The organism is Mycoplasma sp. 3398, assembly GCF_053851555.1.
This window is the reverse complement of record NZ_JBSQAW010000008.1, coordinates 15,410-38,354: the sequence shown is the minus strand read 5'-3', so window position 1 is coordinate 38,354 and position 22,945 is coordinate 15,410. Positions and strand designations below refer to the sequence as shown.

Sequence of the window (22,945 nt, the reverse complement as noted above, 5' to 3'; positions counted from 1 at the left end):
TTTTGATCTTTTCTAAGGCATTTAACTTACGCTGATGAAGGGTGATGAGGGTGTTTATGTTTTTAAATATTAATGATACTTTATCTTGTTCATTTCTACTTGTTGAAAAAATTAAAAAATTAATAACTTCTTTTTTTGAAAGATTTAATTGTGATGATCCAGCTCCTTTTCTAAAAAGTAAGCTTTGATTTTTATTCAAAAATAATGAAATAAATTTTGAATTAAATTTTGAATTATTTTTTCTTAATAAAGCAACTCTTTGATTTAGAACATATCTATTATCTACTGGTATTACAGCAGACTTACCTAACAAATTACCTAATGCAATATCACTTAAAATCATTACTATATCATCTTTTTTTAACGTTTCAAAAGCATTGTGTAAAAACTTTCCTGATGGTTTTAATTCACCAGATATCGAAATAGAGTTTAAGTTTACTATTTCAAATTTTCCTTCATTCGTTTGTTCTTTTTCATTCGAAGACCCATTAAAATAATCAACTATTTCTCCCAACCTTTCCTGTTCTCAAGCGTTAGTAAATTCCTTAAATCTTATTGATGGAACCATATTATTTTTGCTCATTTTTATTACCGCCTAGAATTGCGATTAATTCATTAATAGCCTTTTGATCATAATCATCTGCTTTTAAATCTGCAAGGAGTTCGATTAATTCTGATTCTTTTTTACTAATTTCATCGTTTATTTCATTTAATGTGTTTTGGTATTTATTGAATAATATTTCTATTTTATTGATAAATGAGTCAATTATTTTATCAACGAGTTCAACAATATTTTCACAAATATTATTAGTTCATTTGTAAAACAAGAGATCATAAAATGTATCTTCATCTAATGAATTATATTTTTCAAGAGAATCATGTAATAGTTCGAATTCATTTGATTTTAGCTCGTCTTTTAAATTCTTAAGTTCATTATTTAAATTATGAACATGAAGAAGCTTTTTGGATAATTCGATATTATCTAAGGCATTTTCGTCTTTCTTTAAGATAGCAACTTGTTTTGATAATTCTTTATTATCAAAACCATTTTCTTTAAATACTAATAAATCTTTGTCTTCTTCATCGATTGAATCAAAGGTTTCCTTGATTTCACTTTCTATTAATTCAATGTCATATTTAAGTTTTTCATTTTTATTTAAGCTAGTAGCAAAGAACTTGTTAATGATTGATTCTTTATTTACTAAACGAGCATCCCAATTAACTAAACTACCGTTTTTATTATTTTCGACATTTTTTTCTTGAAGAATAATTTCAGAGATTGGAATATTATCATTTTGATAATTTTGAATTATTTCAATATCTTCCTTAATGATTTCAAATTTTTCTATTGCTATTTGATATATATCGTATTTTTCAATAAAAGCATTATCCTTAATGTTTAATATAAATTTTTCAAAAATGCTTTCAAAGTTATAGACATTAATACCATTGATACTTTGATATGATGGAACATTATTTTTAATAAATTCAATAATTGAAATTGCGATATTCTTATTTTCGTTAATAAATTCTTTTACATAATTATCGTTTTTTATTGTATTTATTAATTCTTCATTTCTTAAATTTAAGAGATTATACCCATCGGATCTTTTTGAAATAAGTTTTTCCTTTAAACCGATAAATTTATTTCAAAACGAATCTAAAGTTGAAATTTCTTGGTCAGATACACCGCCATACATAGTTGAATATAAATCGTGAATTTCTTCCTTATCATAATTATCAATATATCTTGAAATGTTTAAATTATAATCATTATCTTCAATTTCTTTTAGTGAGACAATTCTTGAAAATCCTTCTTTTTCAATTCGGTTATTAACAACATCGGATATTTTAATAATATGTGATCTATCTAGTTTATTTTTATTTCCATCTTTTGAAAAAAGTTTAGATCCGTCAACAAACATAAAATCGTCGGTTGCTTTATTTTCTTTAAGAATCATAATTATGGTTGCAATACCTGTACCCATAAACATGTTATTAGGAAGACCAATAATAGTATCAATTTTTTGTTTCTTGATTAAAGATTTTCTGATTTCATATTCGGACCCCCCTCTAAATAAAACGCCATGAGGTAAAACGATTGCCATTATTCCGTCTTTGTCTAAGTGATATAAACTATGCAATAAGAAAGCATAATCTGCTTTTGATTTTGGCGCTATACCATAAGATTGAAATCTTGGATCATTCACCTTATTTTCGGGTTTTCAAAGGTGTGAATAAGGTGGGTTAGCTACAATAGCTTTGACTTTTTTGTCACCATTACTTTCTGTTGGCCAGTCATCTTCCAACGTGTCAGCTTCTCTAATATTTATTAATTGTGGTGGAATATTATGCATAATTAAGTTCATACTTAATGTTTTGAATGAAGTTGGTAGAATTTCTTGGGCAATATATTTAATTCTAATATCATGATGCAATTCATTCATATGTTTTTGGAATTTTTCAGCAACTCTAATTAATAAGGAACCAGATCCGGCGGTAGGGTCATAAATTCTAATGAGATCATTTTTATTATATGTAAACTTGCTTAGATGAAATGAAATAATATCGGACATTAAAATTCCGGCTTCAAGTGGAGTATAAAACTCACCAGCTTTTTTACCAGCAGTTGATGCAAATTCGCCAATTAAATATTGATAAATAAAACCTAAAACATCGTAATCTTGTTTTTTGATTGGAATTTCATCAATAATTCTAATTATCTTTTTGATACTATCTTCATTTTTCACCTTTTGAATTGAAAGATAAAACTCATCAAAGATGTTTTTGTATAATGAATTAGGTTCATTAATAACTTCGATTTCACTATTAAAATGATTGATAGACTCAATAATATAGTTTCTATCAAATTTGTTGCGAAATTCCTTTTTATTCCATGAAGAAAATAAGTATTCATATGGTATATAGTATCCTAAATTGTTTTTTAAACTGTCAACTATTTCGTCAGGATTATTGCCTTTGGTAAGGTCCTCAATATATAAACATGATTCATTATCGTTGTCTTTCTTTTCACTTTTTTGAGCTAGTTGATAATCACCGTTTTTATCTATTAGTGTTTCAGTTTGTTTCGAAGATAGGAATTTATAAAATATTAGACCTAAAATAATTTTGTCATATTCTGTTACATCTAATTGAGATCTTAGTTCATTAGCAGCAGACCAAATTTTATTAGCAAGCTTTTGCTTGCTCATTTTAATAAAGTCTTGATTATTTTCAATATTTTTTGACATATACAGCTCCTTAAAAATAAGAATAAAATTTATACATTAAATTATAGCCTTATTTGTTAATTTGCCTTCCTCTAAGGTTGAAAAAAGATTAATACTAATTAACTAATTAATTAAATACAGAAGTTAAAGAACTTTTTTGTTGCATGTCTAAGTTAGCTTAATATAATTTAGCCTAAATTTTAGGAATATTTAAATATTGTTTTTGTGATTCAAAAATAAATGAATTAATTAAGTTAGAATCATTTTATAAATTTATATTTAGGTTAACAATGTGATGTAATTTGAGTATTTTTTGTAAAAAAAATATGGCTAGTTATGTAAAACTAACTATATTTTTTAATTGTCACTTTCCTTTATTAATATCTATTTTTGATTCTTTGATAATTCTTTTTATTTTTAGCAAGATATGAATTAACAATATCCTCTTCTTGAATATCAACCAATAAGCCTAAACCTAAATAAGCCTCATATGCCTTTAAGACCTTATTTTTGTCTTTGGTATTTAAAAGTTCGGTAAAAAGTTTGTATGTATATGCCAATTGAAGTGTAAAATTTTTGTGCTTAATGTAGGGTTTGATAATTGGACTTATACCTTTTGGATATGCAATACTAGTTATAAAATGAATTCCATCAGCAAACTCCTCTAGCATCTTTTCGCGATCTATAACTTTATTTTTTTTTCAATATTTGAAGGCCTTAACTTCGTTGGCAAATTCTCCCAATTCAACTAATAGAGCAATAACAATTTTTGTATCAAAAAAACGAAAATCCTTTTTTGAAATGGTTTCAGAAAAAGCCTTATCCAGGTCAATTTGCAACATAAAAATTTCTTTTAAATCCATAGCAATAATTATTATATTCCCAATCATAAAAATAAAAACTTTTTATTTATCAATTAGTTAATTTTACATTTTAAAATTAAAAAGAAATAATTATGATTTTTTATTTTTAACATTATTTTAAAAATATAATTTATAATTATTAATGCTTTTATGCTCCAGTGGCGGAATGGCAGACGCAGTTGACTCAAAATCAACCGGTTAAGAGCCGTGCTGGTTCAAGTCCAGTCTGGAGCACCATATAAATAATTTACCTTTCACAAATGTAGATACAGAATACTTATAATACAAATATAAGTATTTTTTTATTATAATTTATCTTAATAAATAATAAAATACCAAAGGTGGTTTAATGAATAACAGAAAACAAGAATTAAGAAAGTTAAAACGGCTTGATTTACATTCAAGTTGATATTCGATATTAACCATTGCTGTCATTATCATTGTATGAGCCTTAATTATTTATATGGTTACCATATTTGAAAATAAATATTCAAGTGATAGCACTTTTAAAATATTTAACGATATTACTGTTAGCATTATTGCTGGTTTAATTTCGGGAATATTATCAATATTGCTAGCTTTTATTTTTCTTGATTTAATTAAAAGAGCTAAGATAAAGGATTATTATTCATATTACTGTTATCTAAAGTCGATGGCTAATAAATCAAAATTTGTTTTTTTAAAGGACCCTAGAATTCCCCTTGCCTTGTATTCCAAGAAAGAACAAGAATTGACTAAAAATGATATTATTTTGATTACCGCTGAAATATTGGGATATTCACATGAATCGCCTCATTTTAAGAATTTGGAAAAAGAAATAGAAACAGACTTTGCTATGCATTCATTTATGACTCCTGACTTTATAAAGCAAAAAAAGATTGCAATTTTGAGAATACTTATGTTTGATATTTTGATTCCATTGGTTATAATGAGTATTTTGATTGCTTCTGTTATTATCTTTTATAATAGACATCATGAAGAAAAAAACATCCCATTATCAGCAATATCAAGAATGCTAATTATAATTATTTCTAATGTTTTTTCGCTAGCTATTTCGACAACTATATATGAATTTTATATTTTAAAACAAGTCAAAAATTATCAAACCTTTAATGATTTTTATCTGCTATCGTTTAATAATTTTGGGTATAAATTCTTAAATTCATCGATTGTTAGAAATTATTAAATAATCATATATTTTACAAATTGTTATTAAAAAAAGTTTAACTAGCTTTTCGGTTAGTTAAACTTTTTTAAGCTTCTGAAATCTATACTTAAAATCTTTAAAAAAATAATTAGAGCTAAATAATTATAAATAATATAGTTTTATATCTAGTCTTTATAATATAATTTAAAAAACATATTTAGGAGTATATTTTATGAAAAAAATATTAGTTATAAATGCAGGATCTAGTTCTATTAAATGAACATTGTTTAATGAGAAATTGGTTGTTGAGGCTAAGGGAATTGCTCAACGCATTAAGTTGAGACAAGGTATTCTTACATTGAAATATAAGGAAATTAATAAAGATTTTGAAATACCTCTTCCTACGTTTTTAGAAGCTGTCAAACAATTGGTAAAACAGTGAAAAGAATTCAATATCATAAAGGATTTTAATGATATTGAAAAAGTAGCATTTCGTATTGTGAATGGTGGTCCAAAATTGCAAAAAACAACCCTTATCGATGAAGAGAAAATCGAAATTTTAAAGCAATCAATAGATTTGGCACCAGTTCACAACCCTGGCGCAATTGAAGCAATTGAAGCATTCAAAACTTTATTACCTTCTGCAAAAATGTCAATGCATTTTGATACTACATTTCATCAAACCATGCCTAGGATCTCGTATTCGTATCCTATAAATAAGGATTTAGCAAAGGAATTAAATATTAGAAAGTATGGATTTCATGGATTAAATCATAATTATATTACTTTAAAGTGCCAAGAAATTTTAAATAAAAAAGACGTTAACATAGTTAGTTTACATATCGGAAATGGTGCAAGTTTATGCGCTGTGCAAAATAGTCAGTCAATTGATACGAGTATGGGTTTTACACCGCTCGCTGGTATTATGATGGGTACTAGATCGGGAGATTTTGATCCATCAATTATTCCATTCATTCTAAAGCACAAGGATATTAGTGTTGAAGAACTATTTAAATTATTCAATGAGCAGTCTGGTATGTTGGGCGTTTCTGGTATTTCATCTGATCTAAGGGATATTCAAAAGGCCAAGGTAACTAATTCAGATGCGCAATTTGCTCTTGATTTATATACCCAAAGAATTGCCGATTATTTAATTACCTATTTAAATAGAATTACAGAAAAAGTTGATGCTATAGTATTTACTGCAGGCGTTGGTGAAAATGACGACTATATAAGAAGTGAAGTTATAAATAAAATAAATATTGTTAATCTTTCACTAGATAATAAGAAGAATCAATGCCGAGAATTTAGTGATTATAAGATTATTTCTGATGCATCAAGCGCTATTCCTATTTATGTAATTCGTGCCGAGGAAGAACAATTCATTGCAAATGAAGCAATAAATTTATAGTTTGATTTAAAGTAGCCTTATAAAGCTACTTTTTTTCTAGGTATTGCAATGATTTTGAAACAATAAGCAATCATGATTAATTAATATATAATTAATAAAGATATTAAATTTTAATTAAAGGAGTTAATGTTGCTTCGATTATTTAGATACATGGACCATAAGTATAAAATTTTATCAATTATAACCATTTTGCTAACATTACTTCAAGTTATCTGCTTTTTATTTGTGCCGATTTTCATTGGAAATTTATCCAATTTAATCGCACAAAATTCATTTTTACAATTGCATAAAGATCAAACAAGTATATTAGATTATTCTAAAATCAATATTCTTAGATTGTTTACAATTGAAGGAACACTCTCTTATTCTATAAAGTGGTTTACCTCATATTTTGCTCTTGTGTTATTAATTGGAACAATAGTAACCTTATTAGGGTCTATGCTTGCTTCATATATTTCGACAGGTGCTGCAAAACATATTCGAAAGTCGTTATGACAGCATTTAACAATTCTTTCGGAAAAAGATATTGAGTTTTTTAGTCATTCAAAAATTTTAACAAGATTTACTATCGATATATCTAGGATACAAATTGGAATTTCCTCTGGTTTAAGATTAAGCATTATCGGCCCTTGCAATTTAATTTTTGGGTTAGTTTTTGCTTTGCTAACTGATCTGAATCTTTCAATTACATTAGGTGCTTTTGTTCCTGCATTATTTGTTATTATGGCAATAGCAGGAATGTCTTCTATGAGATTATTTCCAAAGGAACAAAAAGCATATGATGAAATTAATAATGAAGCAAGAGAAAGTATTTTAGGTGTAAGAGTTATTAAATCATATAATCTTGAAAATGTTCAATTAGATAAGTTTCAAAATAGTAATAAAAACTGGTCGAACGTAGCTAAAAAATCTTGAATTATTTATCATATTACTTTTTCATTTATTAATTTGTTTGCAAATATTGTGACTTCATGTATATTATTAGCCACTGGCTTTATTATTAGATCAAGAATTAACCAAGGTTCTTATGGTGTGATAACTGATTTGAAAGTTTTTAAGGATTTTAGCGATGTATTATCCTTATATAAAACAAAGATATCTAATGCTACAACATTTATAAATTATGTAATGTTTATTACTATTGGGGTAGTTATGTCTTCATTTGCAGTCTTTTTAATTTCTCGTGGAAATGTTTCATCAAAAAGAGTTATTGAAATCTTAAAAAAAGAAGCAGATATAGATTTTATAAAATCTAATAAAGTTATTACTAAAGGTGAAATTGAATTAAAAAATGTTTCATTTAAGTATCATGAAGAATCCGAAAATTTTGTTATAAAAGATATTAATTTAAAAATAAATCCAGGTGAAAAAATTGGAATAATAGGGCCGACCGGATCAGGCAAGACAACGCTTGCTAGATTACTTAGCCATGAATTTAAAACTATCCACGGAACCATTAGCATTGATGGCAATGATATTAATGAAATTGATACAACTTCTTTGCGAAAAAATATTTCATTTGTTTATCAAAAACCAATTTTGCTTTCTGGAACTATTAAGTCTAATTTATTAATGGCAAATAACAAAGCTACACAAGAAGATTTAGAATATTTTGCAAAATTAGCATTTGCTTATGATTTTATAAATGCATACAATGATGGATTTGAGCATGAGGTTCTTAAAAATGGATCAAATTTGTCAGGAGGACAAAAACAGAGAATTTCAATAGCTCAAGGCCTTTTAAAGCAACCAAAGATTTTAATATTAGATGATGCAACATCTGCTCTTGATACTAAAACTGAGAAAATGGTTAAGGATAATATTGATATGCATTTTTCTTCAAGAAAAATTGTAACTATTATTATTACCCAAAAAATATCATCAATTATTGATGCTGACCGAATACTGGTAATGGAAAATGGTTTGATAAGCGATATCGGGACGCATAAAGAGTTATTAAAAACTTCGAAGCTATACCTAGAAATAGCAAAAACGCAGTTAGGAGGTTTAGATGTATAATTTTGACCCTCTTAAGGTGGATGATAAGCAACAAAGTTTAACAAAAACCCAAAAAAAGAATATTCAAAAGCAAAGAAGAAAAATAAAAAGAGACGCTTTCAAAAGATTAATTTGGTATTTGAATTATAGAAAAGGGAATCTTTTTTGGATAATTATCTTTTCAGTTTTTTCGGCCTTATGTTTAACTACCGGTACTTTCTTTTTAGGATATTTTATTGATAATTTTTTATCTGCTTCATTTCTTGTTGGCGAAATAAAATCTTTAGTACCAGAATATGTTGATAATTTTAATATTTCAAGCTTTGTGTGACATTTTGTTTTACTTATATTAATATTTGTTTTTCAGCAAATTTTTTCGTTAATTTCAAATGTTTTATCAGTTAGAGCCTCAATTTTGTCATGTTTAATTATGCGAGAAGATGCTTATAAGGCAATTATGAAAATGCCTGTTTCATTTTTTGACTCAGTTAAGACTGGCGAATTAATGTCTATACTAACTAGTGATATTGATAATATAAATAATGGTATGACTGGAAGCCTTAATACTATTATTATAACTTTTACAACAATCATTTCATCCTTTGGATTTATGTTTTACTATTCTGCTTATTTAACTCTTATTACTTTATTTTTAATGCCTTTAATGCTTTGCTTTGTTTTTATTGTTTTAAAGAAGGCTAATCCACAATTTAGAAAGCAACAATCACGTGTTGCTTCATTAAATGGGTTCACTGAAGAAAACCTTGCTGCACATCATTTAATTAGATCACTTGATTTTACTAAACAAATTGAAGACGAGTTTATTATTAGAAATAATAAATTATATAGTTCATCTCTTAAGGCTAATCTGTATATTGGTTTAATGTGACCTCTTGGCAATGCCGTTATTAATATATTGCAATTAATTATCGTTGTAATTGCTTCTGCATTTACGGTTGCAAATATTGGCACAGGCTCTAATTCTAATTTTACGCCCGGGGTTATTATTACATTTGTTTTATACATAAGAGTTATGGCTAATAGTATTGTTCGTGTTTTTGAGAATCTTTCGTCTATTCAAATGGCGCTAGTTTCAGCAGTTAGAGTAATGAATTTAGCTACATTCAAACCACTTGTTGATGAAACCAAATTAAGGTCAATTAATTATACAAAGGGAAATGTTTCATTTATGAATGTTGATTTTTCCTATACAAATGATGTTAATAATCTTCAATTAAAAAATGCTTCATTTATGGCAAAAAAAGGCCAAGTATTTGCTATTGTTGGCCCTACTGGTGCTGGTAAAACTACGATTATAAATCTTTTAAGTAAGTTTTATTTACCGCTATCTGGTAACATTGAAATTGATGGAAATAATTCGCGCGATATTAAAGAACAAAGTTGAAGACAACAAATATCGATTGTTTTGCAAGATACATTTTTATTTAAAACCACAATTATGCAAAATCTTCGTTATGCTAATCCAAATGCTACTGATGATGAAATAAAGGAAGCTGCAAAAATTTCGCATGCAGATGAGTTTATAATGCGATTAGGAAATGGATATGAAGAAATTATTGAAGAAGGTGGTGCCAATTTATCGCAAGGTGAAAGACAATTAATTGCTATAACACGAGCAATCATTGCTAATCGAAATATTTTAATTCTTGATGAGGCAACTTCTAATATTGATACGAGAACCGAAAAAATAATTCAAAAAGCAATGATGAAATTAATGAAGGGAAAAACTTCGTTTATTATTGCTCATAGACTTTCGACTATTTTGAGCGCTGATAAAATTTTGGTTGTTAATAATGGCGAAATTGTTGAATCGGGTACCCATAAGGAATTATTAGCTAAAAAAGGTTTATATGAAAAAATGTATAATTCATCATTCAGGGAAGACTAGCACCTATTTGTTTGCTAACTAATAAAGCCATTTTTCATGGAGCTAAATTAAAAAATCTGGTTTAAATCCAGATTTTTTGTTAAAGCAATAATCTTTGTTATATCTTTTGAAAAAACCTAATTTTACTTTTTAAAAGTTTTAAAATTCTCTAAAATTTTGCTAATTTCATCTTGACGTATTTCTCTGATTTCGCCCAAATTCAAATTATTATCTAATTTTAGTGTGCCTATTGATACTCTTTTTAGGTAGGTTATTTTATAACCAAAAAAATTTAGCATTTCCTTAACTTGATGAAATTTACCTTCATAAATAGTTATATATGCAGATTTAGAGTCTATAAAGATAAACTCATATCTTTCTACATGATAATTATTTGCAATGATAATTGGTTTGGGATAGTGATTTTTTATTTTGTCATCAAAAGGTTTATTAGTCTGAAAATAATATGTTTTAGGTATTTCGAATTTTGAGTTCATAATTTGATGGCCTAAAAAACCATCATTACTTATTATTAATAATCCCTCTGTGTCTTTGTCAAGTCTACCATATGAAAAAAATTTATTGGGATCAAGGTCAATAATTTCGAAAATTGTTTTACTTTTTTTATCAAAATTTGCCGTTATGTATCCTGATGGTTTGTTGAAAACAAAATATTGTTTTTCTTTATATTCAACTAGCTTACCATCAATCATAATTGTATCATTATTAATATCAACACAAATTGGCTTAAGGATTGATTTATTATTTATTAGAACCCTTTTAGCTTTTATTATTTTTTTGCATTCATTTCTTGAAATGTTAAGATATCAAGAAATGATTTTTTCTATTCTTATTTTCATTATATTTCATCTTGTATTCTATTTAGAGCATTAATGTAAATTTCGAGCGATTTTTTTATTTCTTTGAATGTGAAGCATTCGTTTGGTCCATGCATTAAATGCATATATTTTGTTGAACCAAAAGCTACGCAATTATTAACTATACGTGCGTAGGTCCCTCCACCAATTGCTAATGGTAGCTCTTTGGTATTTATTGCTTCATTATATGTTTGCATTAGTAATTTTATTAATTTGCTCTCGGGTGACATAAACATAGAATTTTTAGTTCCAACTACTTCAAAATGTACATCCGAAAAATTGCATGAAAGGTATTTTTTTATAGAATTTGTAACCTCTTCAACAGAATGGGTTGCCGGGACTCGCAAATCAAAAGTTATGATATGTTTGTCAGAGGTTGTTTTGATAATACCAAGATTAGCACTAAGGCTACCCGAGAAATCATCATAGTCTGGAAAAATATTTTTTAATCTAAAATCACGAGTTTCTAAATTTTCACTAATAAATTTTATTAGATTATATCTTAACAATTGGGGATGTTTTTCTTTTAGTTCTAGGATTGATTTGATAATAGCATTATCACCTTTTTCTGGCGTTGAACCATGACCACCCTTCCCTAATACACTGTGTAGCTTTCCGTTGTATATATATTCAGTTTTGTCTGGTATTTGATTTACAACATTTCCGGCATTTATTTCAAGATTATCAATTTTATTAAAAATAAAACTAACTTGATATATAAGTTTTTCTGCAAAAATAAGTGGCCATTCTCCGTCAGGAGTATATGAAACATATGGATGGCCAAAGTCTGCAAGATAAAATTTCATTGATTTCATAGTTGTCTCTTCGGAAATCCCAAAGATAATTCGAATAGACCATTCATCATTGACTAGATCATTGTCTTTGAGATATTTCATTGCATACATGTTAATGATTGCAGGACCCTTGTCATCAAGACTACCTCTACAAATTATTTCATTATCAGTGATTACTGGAACAAAGGCGCTAGTTTTTCATTGCTTTTCATCGCCAGCAGGAACAACATCTAAGTGAGCTAAAATACCTAGAATTTTTGCCCCATTACCAATTTGTGCATATCCATATCGATTGTGTGGATCTTTATATGTTTCAAAGCCAAAAGAATCAGCTAATTTTAGGGCATAGTTTAAAGCATTATCAGCGTTTATACCAAATGGGTATTTTCCTTCTTGCTCTATACTGATGGAAGGGATTTCGCATAAGCTTGCAATGTTTTTGATCATTTTATCAAACGCTTCTTTTTCTTGCTTAAATTGAATATATTTTTTCATTTTAAATCCTCAAAAATAAGATTAATTTTTAACTAATTTTATAGCAATCCCTTTGTTTTGAAAGACGTAATTATCGTCATGTTCAAAATAGACCTTTATTAATTCAGGATAGTCAGTAAATGGGTTACGATTTCTTTGATGTTTATAAACACCATTGTTTCTATCGATATCAAATTGTGAAATTCCATCTAATTTATTTCATTTTAAATAAGTTTCTAAATATTTTTGTTTTATTTGATTTATGCCATTTTCTTCAAAAAATACTCTTTGTGCGGAGTGGTTGTTTGTAATATTTTTGTCTCTATAAGTTAACACAAAATAGAAGAAAACTCTTGCTATATCACCTTTAAATTCATCTATTACTTCAAAAACCTGCTCTCCATCTTCTTTTCCAATTCCTAACTTTGAACCATTGCTTGAAACTATTTTGCCATTTTGAGTTTCTCCATATGGTAAATTACCATGGATAGCATTGACTTTTTTATCTGACGGTCAAACATGGTGGGCATCATTTCTCATTGGCCCTTGTTTTGCAAATCAGGATTGTGCAATGATATGTTCACGATTCATACCTTGCCCCTCTTTATTTCCAATGTCACGATATTTGCCAAATTCAAAGTTGTATTTGTCTTTTCCCCCAATTATTTCCGTATATAGATCTAAAACTGTGCCATCTTTTTCATAATACTTATCAACGAATGCATCAACATAAGTATTGTGCAACTTTGCATAAGCAGCTTTACCGACACCCGTTTTGTCTCGGTTTTGTAGTTGAATCATAAAAAGTTTGTCTCTTAATTCTTGTCCACTTAACCCATTTAGTGATTCATAAAATTTATTCGAGTTATCATATTGGATGTGAAATCCGTTATTTGTGGTTGGGGCAGCACCATTTCTTGCCAAGGTGTTATTATCTTGTTCTTGTTGTCTATTATCTTTCTCTTTCTTATCGGGAGTAATAGGATTATTCTCGCTTCCTGTTTCTGTTTTTTTATCATTTGGATTTGCTGAAGGACTTATTTCCCTTAGAGTTTCATTATTTAATATTTCAATTTCCTTAATTAATGAATCAAAGTTTTTAGAGTTTTCCTTGCTTTCTATAATCTCTAGCTTGTTTCATAGCTTATTTAATTTTTCATTATCTTTTATTTTAAGGATGTTTTTTAGAAGTTCTTCTTTTTTATTTAGATATTTTTTTTCATTTTCAGAAGTTTGCGTTTGCGTTGAACATGAGGACAAAATCAAAAATGTTGTTGGTAACGTTAGCGTTGTTAAATAAATCATTATGTTTTTTGAATAAGTTTTTTTCATATTAATAATTTCCTTAGAATAAATTGGTTAACATTTTAATTATAATACTATTTAATTTTTAGCGTTTTTATAATACTCTAATATGTCTTAAAAGAAGGTTAATAATTACGACATAGAAGTTGTGTTATTTTATATTAATAGCAATGTTCTTAACATTAAAAAAACACACCACAGTGTGCTTAAAAGGTTACAAAATATATTATTATTGTGATTTTGCTTCAGCTTTTCTTGCTTCTCTTCTTAGGTCGCGGGCTCTTTCTTTAGCTAATTTGTGAGCTCTTTTTTCAGCTTTAACCTTATTTGCTAATCTAACGTCTTTTCTCATCGCATTTCCTTTCAATATTTGCTAATTTTATTACTTTAGAAGGATAGTTAATATTATAACTATTTTTTCTTAATTTGCTCAACTTTTTGCTCGATCAAATCAAAATCAATATCATCCATTGCTTTTATTTTTTCTTCAAGTGATAATGTTTTCTTTAAATGTTCCTTATTTGATATTTTATGATTAAGTTCTTTGAAGTCATTGGCCGCATCAAAAAGGTTAATTTGATCTTCTTCATCAAAGATTTGGTTATTAATCTTTAATGAATTAGTGTAATAATTTTTTTTAAATAGTGTTGTTTCAGTTGTTTCTTCGATGCTGCTATTTTTTGTTAAATTATCTTGAAATTTGAGTTTTAGAATTTCTTTTTGTTTACTATCATCTTCAATAAGCTTGTTTATTTTTATATGCTGAATTAAGTAACCCGAATTATTTAATTCATTGCTAAATTTATTTAATTTTTCGATCTTAATTTTATCACTTTGACTGCACTTAAAATCAAGTTTTTGTGTTTCATTATTTTCATTTGTTATTAGTAATTCAAGGTTTTTAGTATTTACTTCTAGGCATTTTGGAATGCAATTGATATTTTTTAAACAGTTGAATAATTTGGTCCCACGGTTTGCGCGCCCTGTATATTTTATGTCCCTCATATTTCATTGTTTATACATTCCGCCTTCAGTTATCATTGTTACTACATTTAAAGGTAAACAAGTTGTAAAAGTAGACACAAAAATTTTTTCATTTGTTTGTAATTTAGGCAATAGTTTTATGCCTTGCGCTTTGAGGGCTAGATCAGTTGAAAAAACATTTTCATTTAATAAGAAATATGAACCATTATTAAGCAGTATGAAAATATCCTTCTCATCATTGCCAATTTTTGCATCGATTAATTCATCATCATTATTCTTAAAATTTATACAAATTCTCTTCTTGTTTAATACTTTTGAATTAAAGCTAGATATCTTTACTTTTTTAGCAAAACCATATTTTGTTATTAGTATAATGTTAGCATACGATTCATATGATGTTATTTCCATTACTCGAATAATTTTTTCATTGCTATCAAGATTCACTAATGAAGATATATGCATACCCAATTCTTTTCATGAATTATCTTTTAAAATATGTGCTTCAATGATGAAAAAATTCCCCTTGTTAGTAAAGAAAATTAATTTTGAAAGAGAATTAATTTCATCATAATATTTAATTGCATCTCCTTCTTTTAGTTTATATGTAGCAAAGTCGTTAGCATTATAAATTTTTGTACTAATTTTTTTGATATAGCCTTCTTGAGAAATAAAGAAATAAAAATTTTCATTTTTAGCAAGAAGTTTATGATCAATATCTTTATTTATGCCTTCTTCTTTAATTATGGTTTTTCTATCCTGTGCATATTCAATTTTTATTTCAGTTAGTTGTTTTATTAAAAAAATATTAAATTCGTAGTTATCACTAAGTAAGGTTTTACATTGTGTAATTAAGGCTTCAAGGTTAGTTTTTTCTTGCTGAAATTCAATTTGATCCATTCTTGAGAGTTTATATAGTCTTAGCTCAGCTATGGCTGTTGCCTGAATTTCACTAAAATTAAATGCCTTTATTAGTGAAAGAATTACACCTTTTTTGGAATTATCACTTTCCTTGATTAATTTGATAACTTCATCAGAAATTTCTGCTACTCTAATAAAACCTTCAACGATTTCATGGCGTAATTTATATCTTTGAAGATCGTATTTTATTCCATTGGTATTTATTTGTTTTGAATGCTCAAGAAATGCATATAATGCTTTGTAAAGCGATAATAGGCTAGGTGCATTTTTATATATAGCAAGCATATTGTAATCATAATTAACTCTTAGTTTAGTTTTGTTCATTAGATATATCATGATTGCCTCGGCATTTGCATTTTCTTCAAGTTCAATGTATATTGATAATCCATCGCGATCAGATTGATCTCTAATTTCTTTAATTCCAGAAATTACTTTTGAAGAAATGATTGTATCAATTTCAAAAACCATTTTTGACTTAACTACACCAAAGGGAATTTCAGTAATTTCTATACCAACAATGTTTTCTTTTTTGTCATAAACATAATTATATTTTGAGGATAGTGAAATTTTTCCTCTTCCGGTCATAAAAGCATCGTGAATTCCTTTGGTCCCGTTAATTATGCCTCCGGTCGGAAAGTCAGGGCCTTTAACATAATTCATTAATTCGCTAGTGGTGATATTTGGGTTTTTAATCATAGCAATTAAGGCATCAATTAGTTCGCCTAAATTATGGGGAGGAATTTGCGTTGCAAAGCCTGATGCAATCCCCATTGCTCCATTTACTAGCAAATTAGGAAAAAGGGTCGGTAAGACAACGGGTTCATATTCTGAATCATCAAAGTTTGGAATCATTGGTACTACTTTGCGCTCCAAATCTTTTAGCATTAGTTCTGTTATTTTTTCTAATCTTGATTCTGTGTAACGCATAGCAGCAGCTGGGTCATCATCAATGGAACCCTTATTTCCATGCATTTGCACAAGCGGATAATTGCTTTTTCATTCCTGCGCCATTCTTACCATTGCTTCATAAACAGAACTATCGCCGTGTGGGTGATATTTACCTAAAACATCCCCAACAATCCGTGCCGATTTTTTGAATGCCTCCTTGTTTCTAAGTTTTAGATTTCACATTGAATAAAGGATACGACGTTGTACTGGTTTTAAGCCATCTCTGGCATCGGGTATTGCACGCTGTTGAATAACATATTTTGAAAAACGGGCAAAACTATCGCTCATAATGTCGACCATATTCTTATCAATAATATTTTCAATTACTTGGTCATAATTATTTTTATTTTTCTTGTCCATAAGTCGTGCCTCATTTATTTTTTATTAATTTCAAATTCATCAATACTTGAAAAGTCGATGTTATTATTGATTCAATTTTTTCTTGCCTCCGAATCATCACTCATAAAGGTAGTTATATACCTTTCTATTAATGCTTGCTGATCGATGCCTACCTTAATGATTGAACGAGTTGCAGGATTCATTGTTGTTTCTCAAAGTTGGTCAGCATTCATTTCTCCAAGTCCTTTATATCTTTGAATTTCGTAGTTTGTATATTGCGACGTTATTTCTCTTAGTTGTTCTTCGTCTCAAGCATAGAAATATTTGTTATTTGAGTTTTTAATTGTTATTTTATATAATGGGGGCAAAGCGATATATACCATTCCTAATTCAATTAGTTTTTTCATATATCTTCAGAAAAATGTTAATAAAAGCATTTGAATATGGGCTCCATCAACATCCGCATCAGTCATAATAATAATTTTTCCATATTGTGAATTCTTGGCATCGAATTCGCTACCAATTCCAGCTCCAATCGTGTTAATAATTGTTGCAAGTTCTTCATTTGCAAGGACATCAACTAACTTGGCCTTATCAGTATTCATTACAACCCCACGTAAGGGAAGAATGGCTTGAGTCATTCGATTTCTGCCCATTTTAGCTGACCCTCCGGCCGAATCACCTTCGACTAAAAAAAGCTCTTTGATTGTTTTGTTCTTTGTTTGTGCAGGAGTTAATTTGTTTGAAAGAATTTTTTTTGAATCGAGTTTATTTTTTACCTTTCTAGCTTCATTTCTAGCATTTCTTGCCGCAATTCTTCCATCATATGTTCGCTTAATTTTCTCGATGATTTTGTCAGCTTCTTGCTTGTTTTCATTTAAAAAAAATGTAAATTTTTCACTAAAGAAATCTTCAACAGATTCCCTTGCTTCAGGCGTTCCTAATTTATCCTTAGTTTGCCCAACAAATTCAAGAATACTTTCAGGAATTTTTAGTGATACTACAGCAATTATTCCCTCTCTAACATCTAATCCATCAAAATTAATTTTTGTTTTAGAACTTGAATTTTTTGCATACCATTCATTAATTGTTTTGGTTAATGCAGATTTAAATGCTGTTTCATGAGTTCCTCCATCCCTAGTTTTAACATTATTGACAAAGGAATATATTGATTCACTATAGTTTTCAGTATACGCTAATGATATTTCAACCTCAATATTGTTTTTTGATTTTCCTGACGCAAAGAAAATTCTACTGATAAATTTTCGGCCCTCGCCAACAAAGTTGATATATTCTTTAATTCCTTCATTGGTTTGAAAAACAACATTTTCGTTAGTATTTTCATTGATATAGTTGATTTTCAAATTTGATATTAAGAAACTGGCCTCTCTTAATTTTTCTTTAACTGTTTCAGATGAAAATTTCGCTTTTTTAAATATTGAATAATTAGGTCAAAATTGAACCTTAGTTCCACGTTTTGTAGTCGGTCCTATAATTGTTGTTTTACTTGTAATTTTTTCTTGTTCAAAAGATGTGAAGTATTCTTTTTTGTCACGATAAACGCTAACTTCAACTTTAGAACTAAGGGCATTTACTACTGAGGACCCAACGCCGTGAAGTCCTCCACTAGTTTTGTATGCCCCATCGCCGAATTTACCGCCAGCATGTAATTCGGTAAATACTAGTTCAACACCACTTTTTCCTGTCTCATGTTTATTGATTGGAACACCTCTTCCGTTGTCTTCAACAATAACAGACCCATCACTTTTTAATATTACCTTAATATTATTAGCATATCCGGCTAATGCTTCATCAATAGCATTATCAAAAATTTCCCAAATTAGATGATGTAATCCGTTTGAATCAGTAGAACCAACATACATTCCAGGTCTTTTAATAACTGCCTCTAAACCCTTTAAAACTTTTAAATCTTTTGCTTCGTAATTAGTTGTACTCATGATAATTAATTATATATTTTTTGAATATTTAAATAAAAATTAAAAAATATAAAGACACAAATGAGTGTTTTATAGACGTTGGTTTTTATTGTTTTCTTCCAGTTCTTGGTTAATCATATGAATATCTGCATTCATAATTTTTTCACCCAAAAAGAAAATAGCAATTTTGTTAATTATTTTATTTTTAGTTATTTTATATATTTTTGCAAATGTGATTTTAATAATATATCTAATTAAGAAAAAACAGGTAAGTCAGCTAATAAATAGTATGCTAGTGATGCTAATTAAAACTATAAAATTATTTGATTGCATTAGAAAATGTTTTCCATTATTTAAAATAAGATAAACAATTCATGCTGTAATGAGAATGATAGGAATAATAATTGCATAAACACATAAAGCAAGAAAGAAAATGTAATTTCTTTTAAGTTTTGGATATTTTTTTAGTTTACAAAAAAAATTATTTTTATTTGTCATTTCTTAAATTAAATGTTTTTATTTCAACTTCGTTAATTATTTCATTCTCAAGTTTCTCAAGATTTTCAAGTTCTTCTTCTAATCTTTTTGCTTCCTCTCTTGTAGGTTTGGTGACTGGGAATCTTGGGGCAAAAAGTTCACATGTTTCGCAAGCTTTTTGGATCGATATTTCCATTGTGTTAATGGCTTTGGCAATTGTTATTGTTTCATTTTTATCGAAGCTTAATAACGGTCTAAAAATAGGCAAATCACAAACCTCTGATATTGCGTGGATTGATTCTAATGTTTGCGAAGCAACTTGTGCTAAATTTTCACCATTCGAAATTGCTTTTATATTATATTTTTTGGCTATTTTTTGTGCAATACGATAGAAACTGCGGCGCATTAGTGTTATTTTATATTTTTGATTTGATACAAGACCTATATAATTCATTAATTTTGTGTAATTAATTTGAAAAAGAGTAGAAGATCCTTGAAATTTGGTTAATGTTTTGATAATTTGTTCGATTTTCATAGTTGTTTTTTCATCGGTATGAGGGGGTGTAATGAAGTTTAAAAATTCAATCTTTAATCCCCTTTTTTGCAATAAATGTGCAGCAACAGGAGAATCGATTCCACCACTTATTAAATGTAAAACACGTCCTGATGAACACACTGGCATTCCACCAAGGGCATAAATGTAATCGCTAAAAATATATGTAAATTTGTCTCTTATTTCAATATATATGGATAAATCAGGATTGCTAAGGTTTACAACTTTATTTTTAAAATTATTTAATATAAAACCGCCAAAGTGCATATTGATTTCCGATGAAGTTAAATGATAATTTTTATTATGTCTTCTGGCATTTATAGCAAAAGAGTTGAATGATTTTTTCGAGGCTAGTTCAAATACTTTTTTTTCAATATCTTCAATATTGGTTGATGTCTTGTGAACTATTGAATAAGATGAAATTCCAAAAATAAATTTTAGGGATTTTAAATTTTGCTCTGAATACTTACAAAAAGCTCTGTCGTATTCCATTCTTAACTCATTTTTAGGTATATATAGTTCAATATTTTTTCTTAATTGATTAATGAAATCCTTTTTATTTTCACCTTTTAGTGTTAATTCTCCGTATCTAATTAATATTTCCATTTCTTGATTAGCACACATTTTATTTCTCCTTTGACTTATTAATTAATTTTAGCGATTTATTAATTATTTCATCATATTTATTCTGATATATTAAGTTAATTAATTCAATATTTTTTTCTTGAAATTTATTCTTTGTTAGCAAGTTAAAATTATCGATTAGATGCCTTGCAACCAAATATTTTATGTTAATCACAATAATTTTTTTTTGAATGACTTGATTTATTAAGTTTAGTTCATATTCGTCATTTATATTTTGCTTTTCTAGCAGTGATTCAAATTTATTTTTATAATAAGTTATTTCCTCATTTAATGGTATTTTAAAGTCATGTAGTCCAAATGTCTCAATTAACATATTGGTCATTTTATCCTTGAAAGCGGTCTTATCTTTTTTGTTTCAATTATTTTTAAATTGTCTTTGAAAAAACGGGATTTTACACATTTTTTTTAGAATATTATTTAGATTATTTAATCTTTCAAAATATGAAATATTGCTTGAATTTTTTTTATTTTTTGATTTAAAATACGCCAGATTTTGGTAATAAAATTCATAAAAATTATTTATTAATAATTTATATTTTGCGTTTTGGCGGTCTGATTTAAGATTTTTTCAATGTTGTATATCAAAAAGATCAATTATTTTGCTTATAAGCTCAGAATTTGATTTTAATATTTCAAAACTATCTATTTCTTTTTTGATTTCAATATATTTGTAAATTATTTTTTTTGAAAGGTTTTCAAGTTTTATTTTGAATGTTACAATTCAATCAAAAAAATTAGTTTTATGAATTTTAATTTTAATTTCTTCAATCACACTTCTAGTTTCATCAATGAAAGAATTTAGCATTTGCCAATTAAAAAAAAATTGGTGAAAAGATGAATATTTGGTGACAATGTCCTCAATAAATTTAAATGGAATTTCAATATTATTTTCAATATATGAATATAGTGTTAAACCATTTTTTATAAAGAACAAAAAATCATTTAATATTTTTTTGGTATTTTTTGAATTAGTTAAAAAATGATTATTCCAACCTTTATATAGTTGAAGCTTACTACTATATTCGACAATATTTTTTATTTCATTGTATTTTTTATTAAATTCAATTGAAAAATCTTGCAAGAAAAGGTTGTTTTTATTGTTATCAATACATTTATTTATATTTAAGAAGACGGATTTTAAATTATTTGAAAAGATGAGAAATTTTGAGATATTTTGACTTTCAAGAAAAATAAAATCTTTGTTTTCTTTTATTGTTTCTTTTATTGTTTTTCATTCGACAATTGCTTTATTAAAAATTTTTTTAAATTCAGGGCTTTTCGATTTTTTTTCTTGTATGTTTCTTATGTTATTAATCATATGCAATTCATTAAGAAAAAAAGTTATCTTAGATAGTGAAAATTCAATAATATTTATTACATTAGCAGTTATTTTTTCTTGGTATGTGCATTTATTGTTTTTATCTGTAAATTCATGAAATTGATTATTAATTTTTTTAATTTTTTTTAAATTTTGGTTTATGTATTCAATCTTTTTTTGAAGTTTCTTGATTTTAAATTCCTTTTTTAAAGATCGAATAATGAAGGCGATAATAATAGGTATTATCCAAATTACATTTAACAAAAAATACAAATAATTGTGTACCATAGTAAGTAAAATTATATTTTATATATCTTATTTATTGTCCACAATATGTCTAAGTCTAGTTTTATTTGAAAAAAATGTAAAAAAATAATATAATTTTCCTTATATGAGAAAGCAAAAGAAAGTGTCACTATCTTGTCAGGAATGCTTGCATAAAAATTATTCTGTTAATAAAAGTAATGAAAAAAGACTAGAGATTAAGAAATTTTGTAAATATTGCAATATTCAAACAATTCATAAAGAGGAAAAATAAGGTATGCTAGAAAAAACAAAGATGAGTCCTGAAGAAAAAAAAGAGATTAAAGATAGAGTAAGAAGAGAGAAAGCCCTTTTAAAGGAAAGAAAAAAGGATGAAGCTAAGGCAACGAAACTTTACACTTTTAGAAATTTAGTAAGGGAAATTAAGAGAGTTGCGTGGCCAAGTAATTTCAAGTCTTGAAAATGGTTTGGAATTACTATTGCCTTTGTGTTAATCATGGCTATATTTTGCTTTGTTATAACTTTAATTTTTACCGGTTTATGAAATGTAGTGGGTATTAGAACATAATATTTT

Annotated in this window: 17 protein-coding genes and 1 tRNA gene; 7 read left to right on the top strand and 11 right to left on the bottom strand. The window is 27.3% G+C overall.

The features are described from left to right. From ACWXVK_RS02770 to ACWXVK_RS02760, 3 genes are all read right to left on the bottom strand, one after another. On the bottom strand, positions 1 to 583 hold a 583-nt coding region (locus ACWXVK_RS02770; protein ID WP_456017184.1), incomplete at its 3' end, for a restriction endonuclease subunit S. Continuing rightward, positions 570 to 3,251 (bottom strand): type I restriction-modification system subunit M, encoded by a 2,682-nt coding sequence (locus ACWXVK_RS02765; protein WP_456017182.1) that lies wholly within the window; start codon positions 3,249 to 3,251, stop codon positions 570 to 572. The genes ACWXVK_RS02765 and ACWXVK_RS02770, both read right to left, overlap by 14 nt. Positions 3,252 to 3,607: 356 nt before the next feature. After that, complete coding sequence (locus tag ACWXVK_RS02760) at positions 3,608 to 4,120, bottom strand: dUTP diphosphatase (RefSeq protein WP_438340637.1); 513 nt, start codon at positions 4,118 to 4,120, stop codon at positions 3,608 to 3,610. Between the two features lie 125 nt (positions 4,121 to 4,245). Here ACWXVK_RS02760 and ACWXVK_RS02755 point away from each other — a divergent pair. The 5 genes from ACWXVK_RS02755 to ACWXVK_RS02735 all read left to right on the top strand — a co-directional run bounded on the left by ACWXVK_RS02755 (position 4,246) and on the right by ACWXVK_RS02735 (position 10,558). After that, positions 4,246 to 4,330: transfer RNA gene (locus tag ACWXVK_RS02755), tRNA-Leu, on the top strand. 112 nt (positions 4,331 to 4,442) lie between these two features. Continuing rightward, positions 4,443 to 5,279, top strand: coding sequence for a hypothetical protein (locus tag ACWXVK_RS02750; protein ID WP_456017180.1), 837 nt, complete (start codon positions 4,443 to 4,445; stop codon positions 5,277 to 5,279). Between the two features lie 193 nt (positions 5,280 to 5,472). Continuing rightward, the gene (locus ACWXVK_RS02745; protein WP_456017178.1) at positions 5,473 to 6,651 is read left to right on the top strand and encodes an acetate/propionate family kinase; all 1,179 of its coding nucleotides are present in this window, start codon (positions 5,473 to 5,475) and stop codon (positions 6,649 to 6,651) included. Positions 6,652 to 6,801: 150 nt separating this feature from the next. Then, complete coding sequence (locus ACWXVK_RS02740) at positions 6,802 to 8,670, top strand: ABC transporter ATP-binding protein (protein ID WP_456017176.1); 1,869 nt, start codon at positions 6,802 to 6,804, stop codon at positions 8,668 to 8,670. Continuing rightward, the gene (locus tag ACWXVK_RS02735) at positions 8,663 to 10,558 is read left to right on the top strand and encodes an ABC transporter ATP-binding protein (RefSeq protein ID WP_456017174.1); all 1,896 of its coding nucleotides are present in this window, start codon (positions 8,663 to 8,665) and stop codon (positions 10,556 to 10,558) included. The genes ACWXVK_RS02740 and ACWXVK_RS02735 overlap by 8 nt, the downstream gene beginning before the upstream one ends. Positions 10,559 to 10,680: 122 nt before the next feature. On the opposite strand, the gene ACWXVK_RS02730 is transcribed toward ACWXVK_RS02735, so the two are convergent. The 8 genes from ACWXVK_RS02730 to ACWXVK_RS02695 all read right to left on the bottom strand — a co-directional run bounded on the left by ACWXVK_RS02730 (position 10,681) and on the right by ACWXVK_RS02695 (position 22,380). Continuing rightward, positions 10,681 to 11,397 carry a pseudouridine synthase gene (locus ACWXVK_RS02730; protein ID WP_456017172.1) on the bottom strand — a complete coding sequence of 239 codons (717 nt, stop codon included), beginning with the start codon at positions 11,395 to 11,397 and terminating at the stop codon, positions 10,681 to 10,683. After that, positions 11,397 to 12,704 (bottom strand): M20/M25/M40 family metallo-hydrolase, encoded by a 1,308-nt coding sequence (locus ACWXVK_RS02725; protein ID WP_456017170.1) that lies wholly within the window; start codon positions 12,702 to 12,704, stop codon positions 11,397 to 11,399. The genes ACWXVK_RS02730 and ACWXVK_RS02725 overlap by 1 nt, the downstream gene beginning before the upstream one ends. Before the next feature lie 21 nt (positions 12,705 to 12,725). Further along, positions 12,726 to 14,015 carry an endonuclease gene (locus ACWXVK_RS02720; protein WP_456017168.1) on the bottom strand — a complete coding sequence of 430 codons (1,290 nt, stop codon included), beginning with the start codon at positions 14,013 to 14,015 and terminating at the stop codon, positions 12,726 to 12,728. Positions 14,016 to 14,217: 202 nt separating this feature from the next. Further along, the gene (locus ACWXVK_RS02715) at positions 14,218 to 14,340 is read right to left on the bottom strand and encodes a hypothetical protein (RefSeq protein WP_438340645.1); all 123 of its coding nucleotides are present in this window, start codon (positions 14,338 to 14,340) and stop codon (positions 14,218 to 14,220) included. 59 nt (positions 14,341 to 14,399) lie between these two features. Then, on the bottom strand, positions 14,400 to 17,198 hold the full coding sequence (locus ACWXVK_RS02710; protein WP_456017166.1) for a DNA topoisomerase (ATP-hydrolyzing): 2,799 nt from the start codon (positions 17,196 to 17,198) through the stop codon (positions 14,400 to 14,402). Positions 17,199 to 17,212: 14 nt separating this feature from the next. Then, positions 17,213 to 19,135 carry a DNA gyrase/topoisomerase IV subunit B gene (locus tag ACWXVK_RS02705; RefSeq protein WP_455966449.1) on the bottom strand — a complete coding sequence of 641 codons (1,923 nt, stop codon included), beginning with the start codon at positions 19,133 to 19,135 and terminating at the stop codon, positions 17,213 to 17,215. Between the two features lie 466 nt (positions 19,136 to 19,601). Next, positions 19,602 to 20,768, bottom strand: a complete 1,167-nt coding sequence (gene thiI / locus ACWXVK_RS02700) for a tRNA uracil 4-sulfurtransferase ThiI (RefSeq protein WP_438340649.1) — start codon at positions 20,766 to 20,768, stop codon at positions 19,602 to 19,604. A 1-nt stretch (position 20,769) separates the two neighbouring features. Next, positions 20,770 to 22,380 carry a hypothetical protein gene (locus tag ACWXVK_RS02695; RefSeq protein WP_456017165.1) on the bottom strand — a complete coding sequence of 537 codons (1,611 nt, stop codon included), beginning with the start codon at positions 22,378 to 22,380 and terminating at the stop codon, positions 20,770 to 20,772. 118 nt (positions 22,381 to 22,498) lie between these two features. Here ACWXVK_RS02695 and rpmG point away from each other — a divergent pair, with 118 nt between their 5' ends. Both rpmG and secE read left to right on the top strand, forming a co-directional pair. Then, entirely contained in the window at positions 22,499 to 22,645 is a 147-nt protein-coding gene (gene rpmG, locus ACWXVK_RS02690) for a 50S ribosomal protein L33 (RefSeq protein WP_438340651.1), read from the top strand. Between the two features lie 3 nt (positions 22,646 to 22,648). Beyond that, on the top strand, positions 22,649 to 22,939 hold the full coding sequence (gene secE / locus ACWXVK_RS02685; protein ID WP_438340652.1) for a preprotein translocase subunit SecE: 291 nt from the start codon (positions 22,649 to 22,651) through the stop codon (positions 22,937 to 22,939). The last annotated feature ends 6 nt before the right edge of the window (positions 22,940 to 22,945 follow it).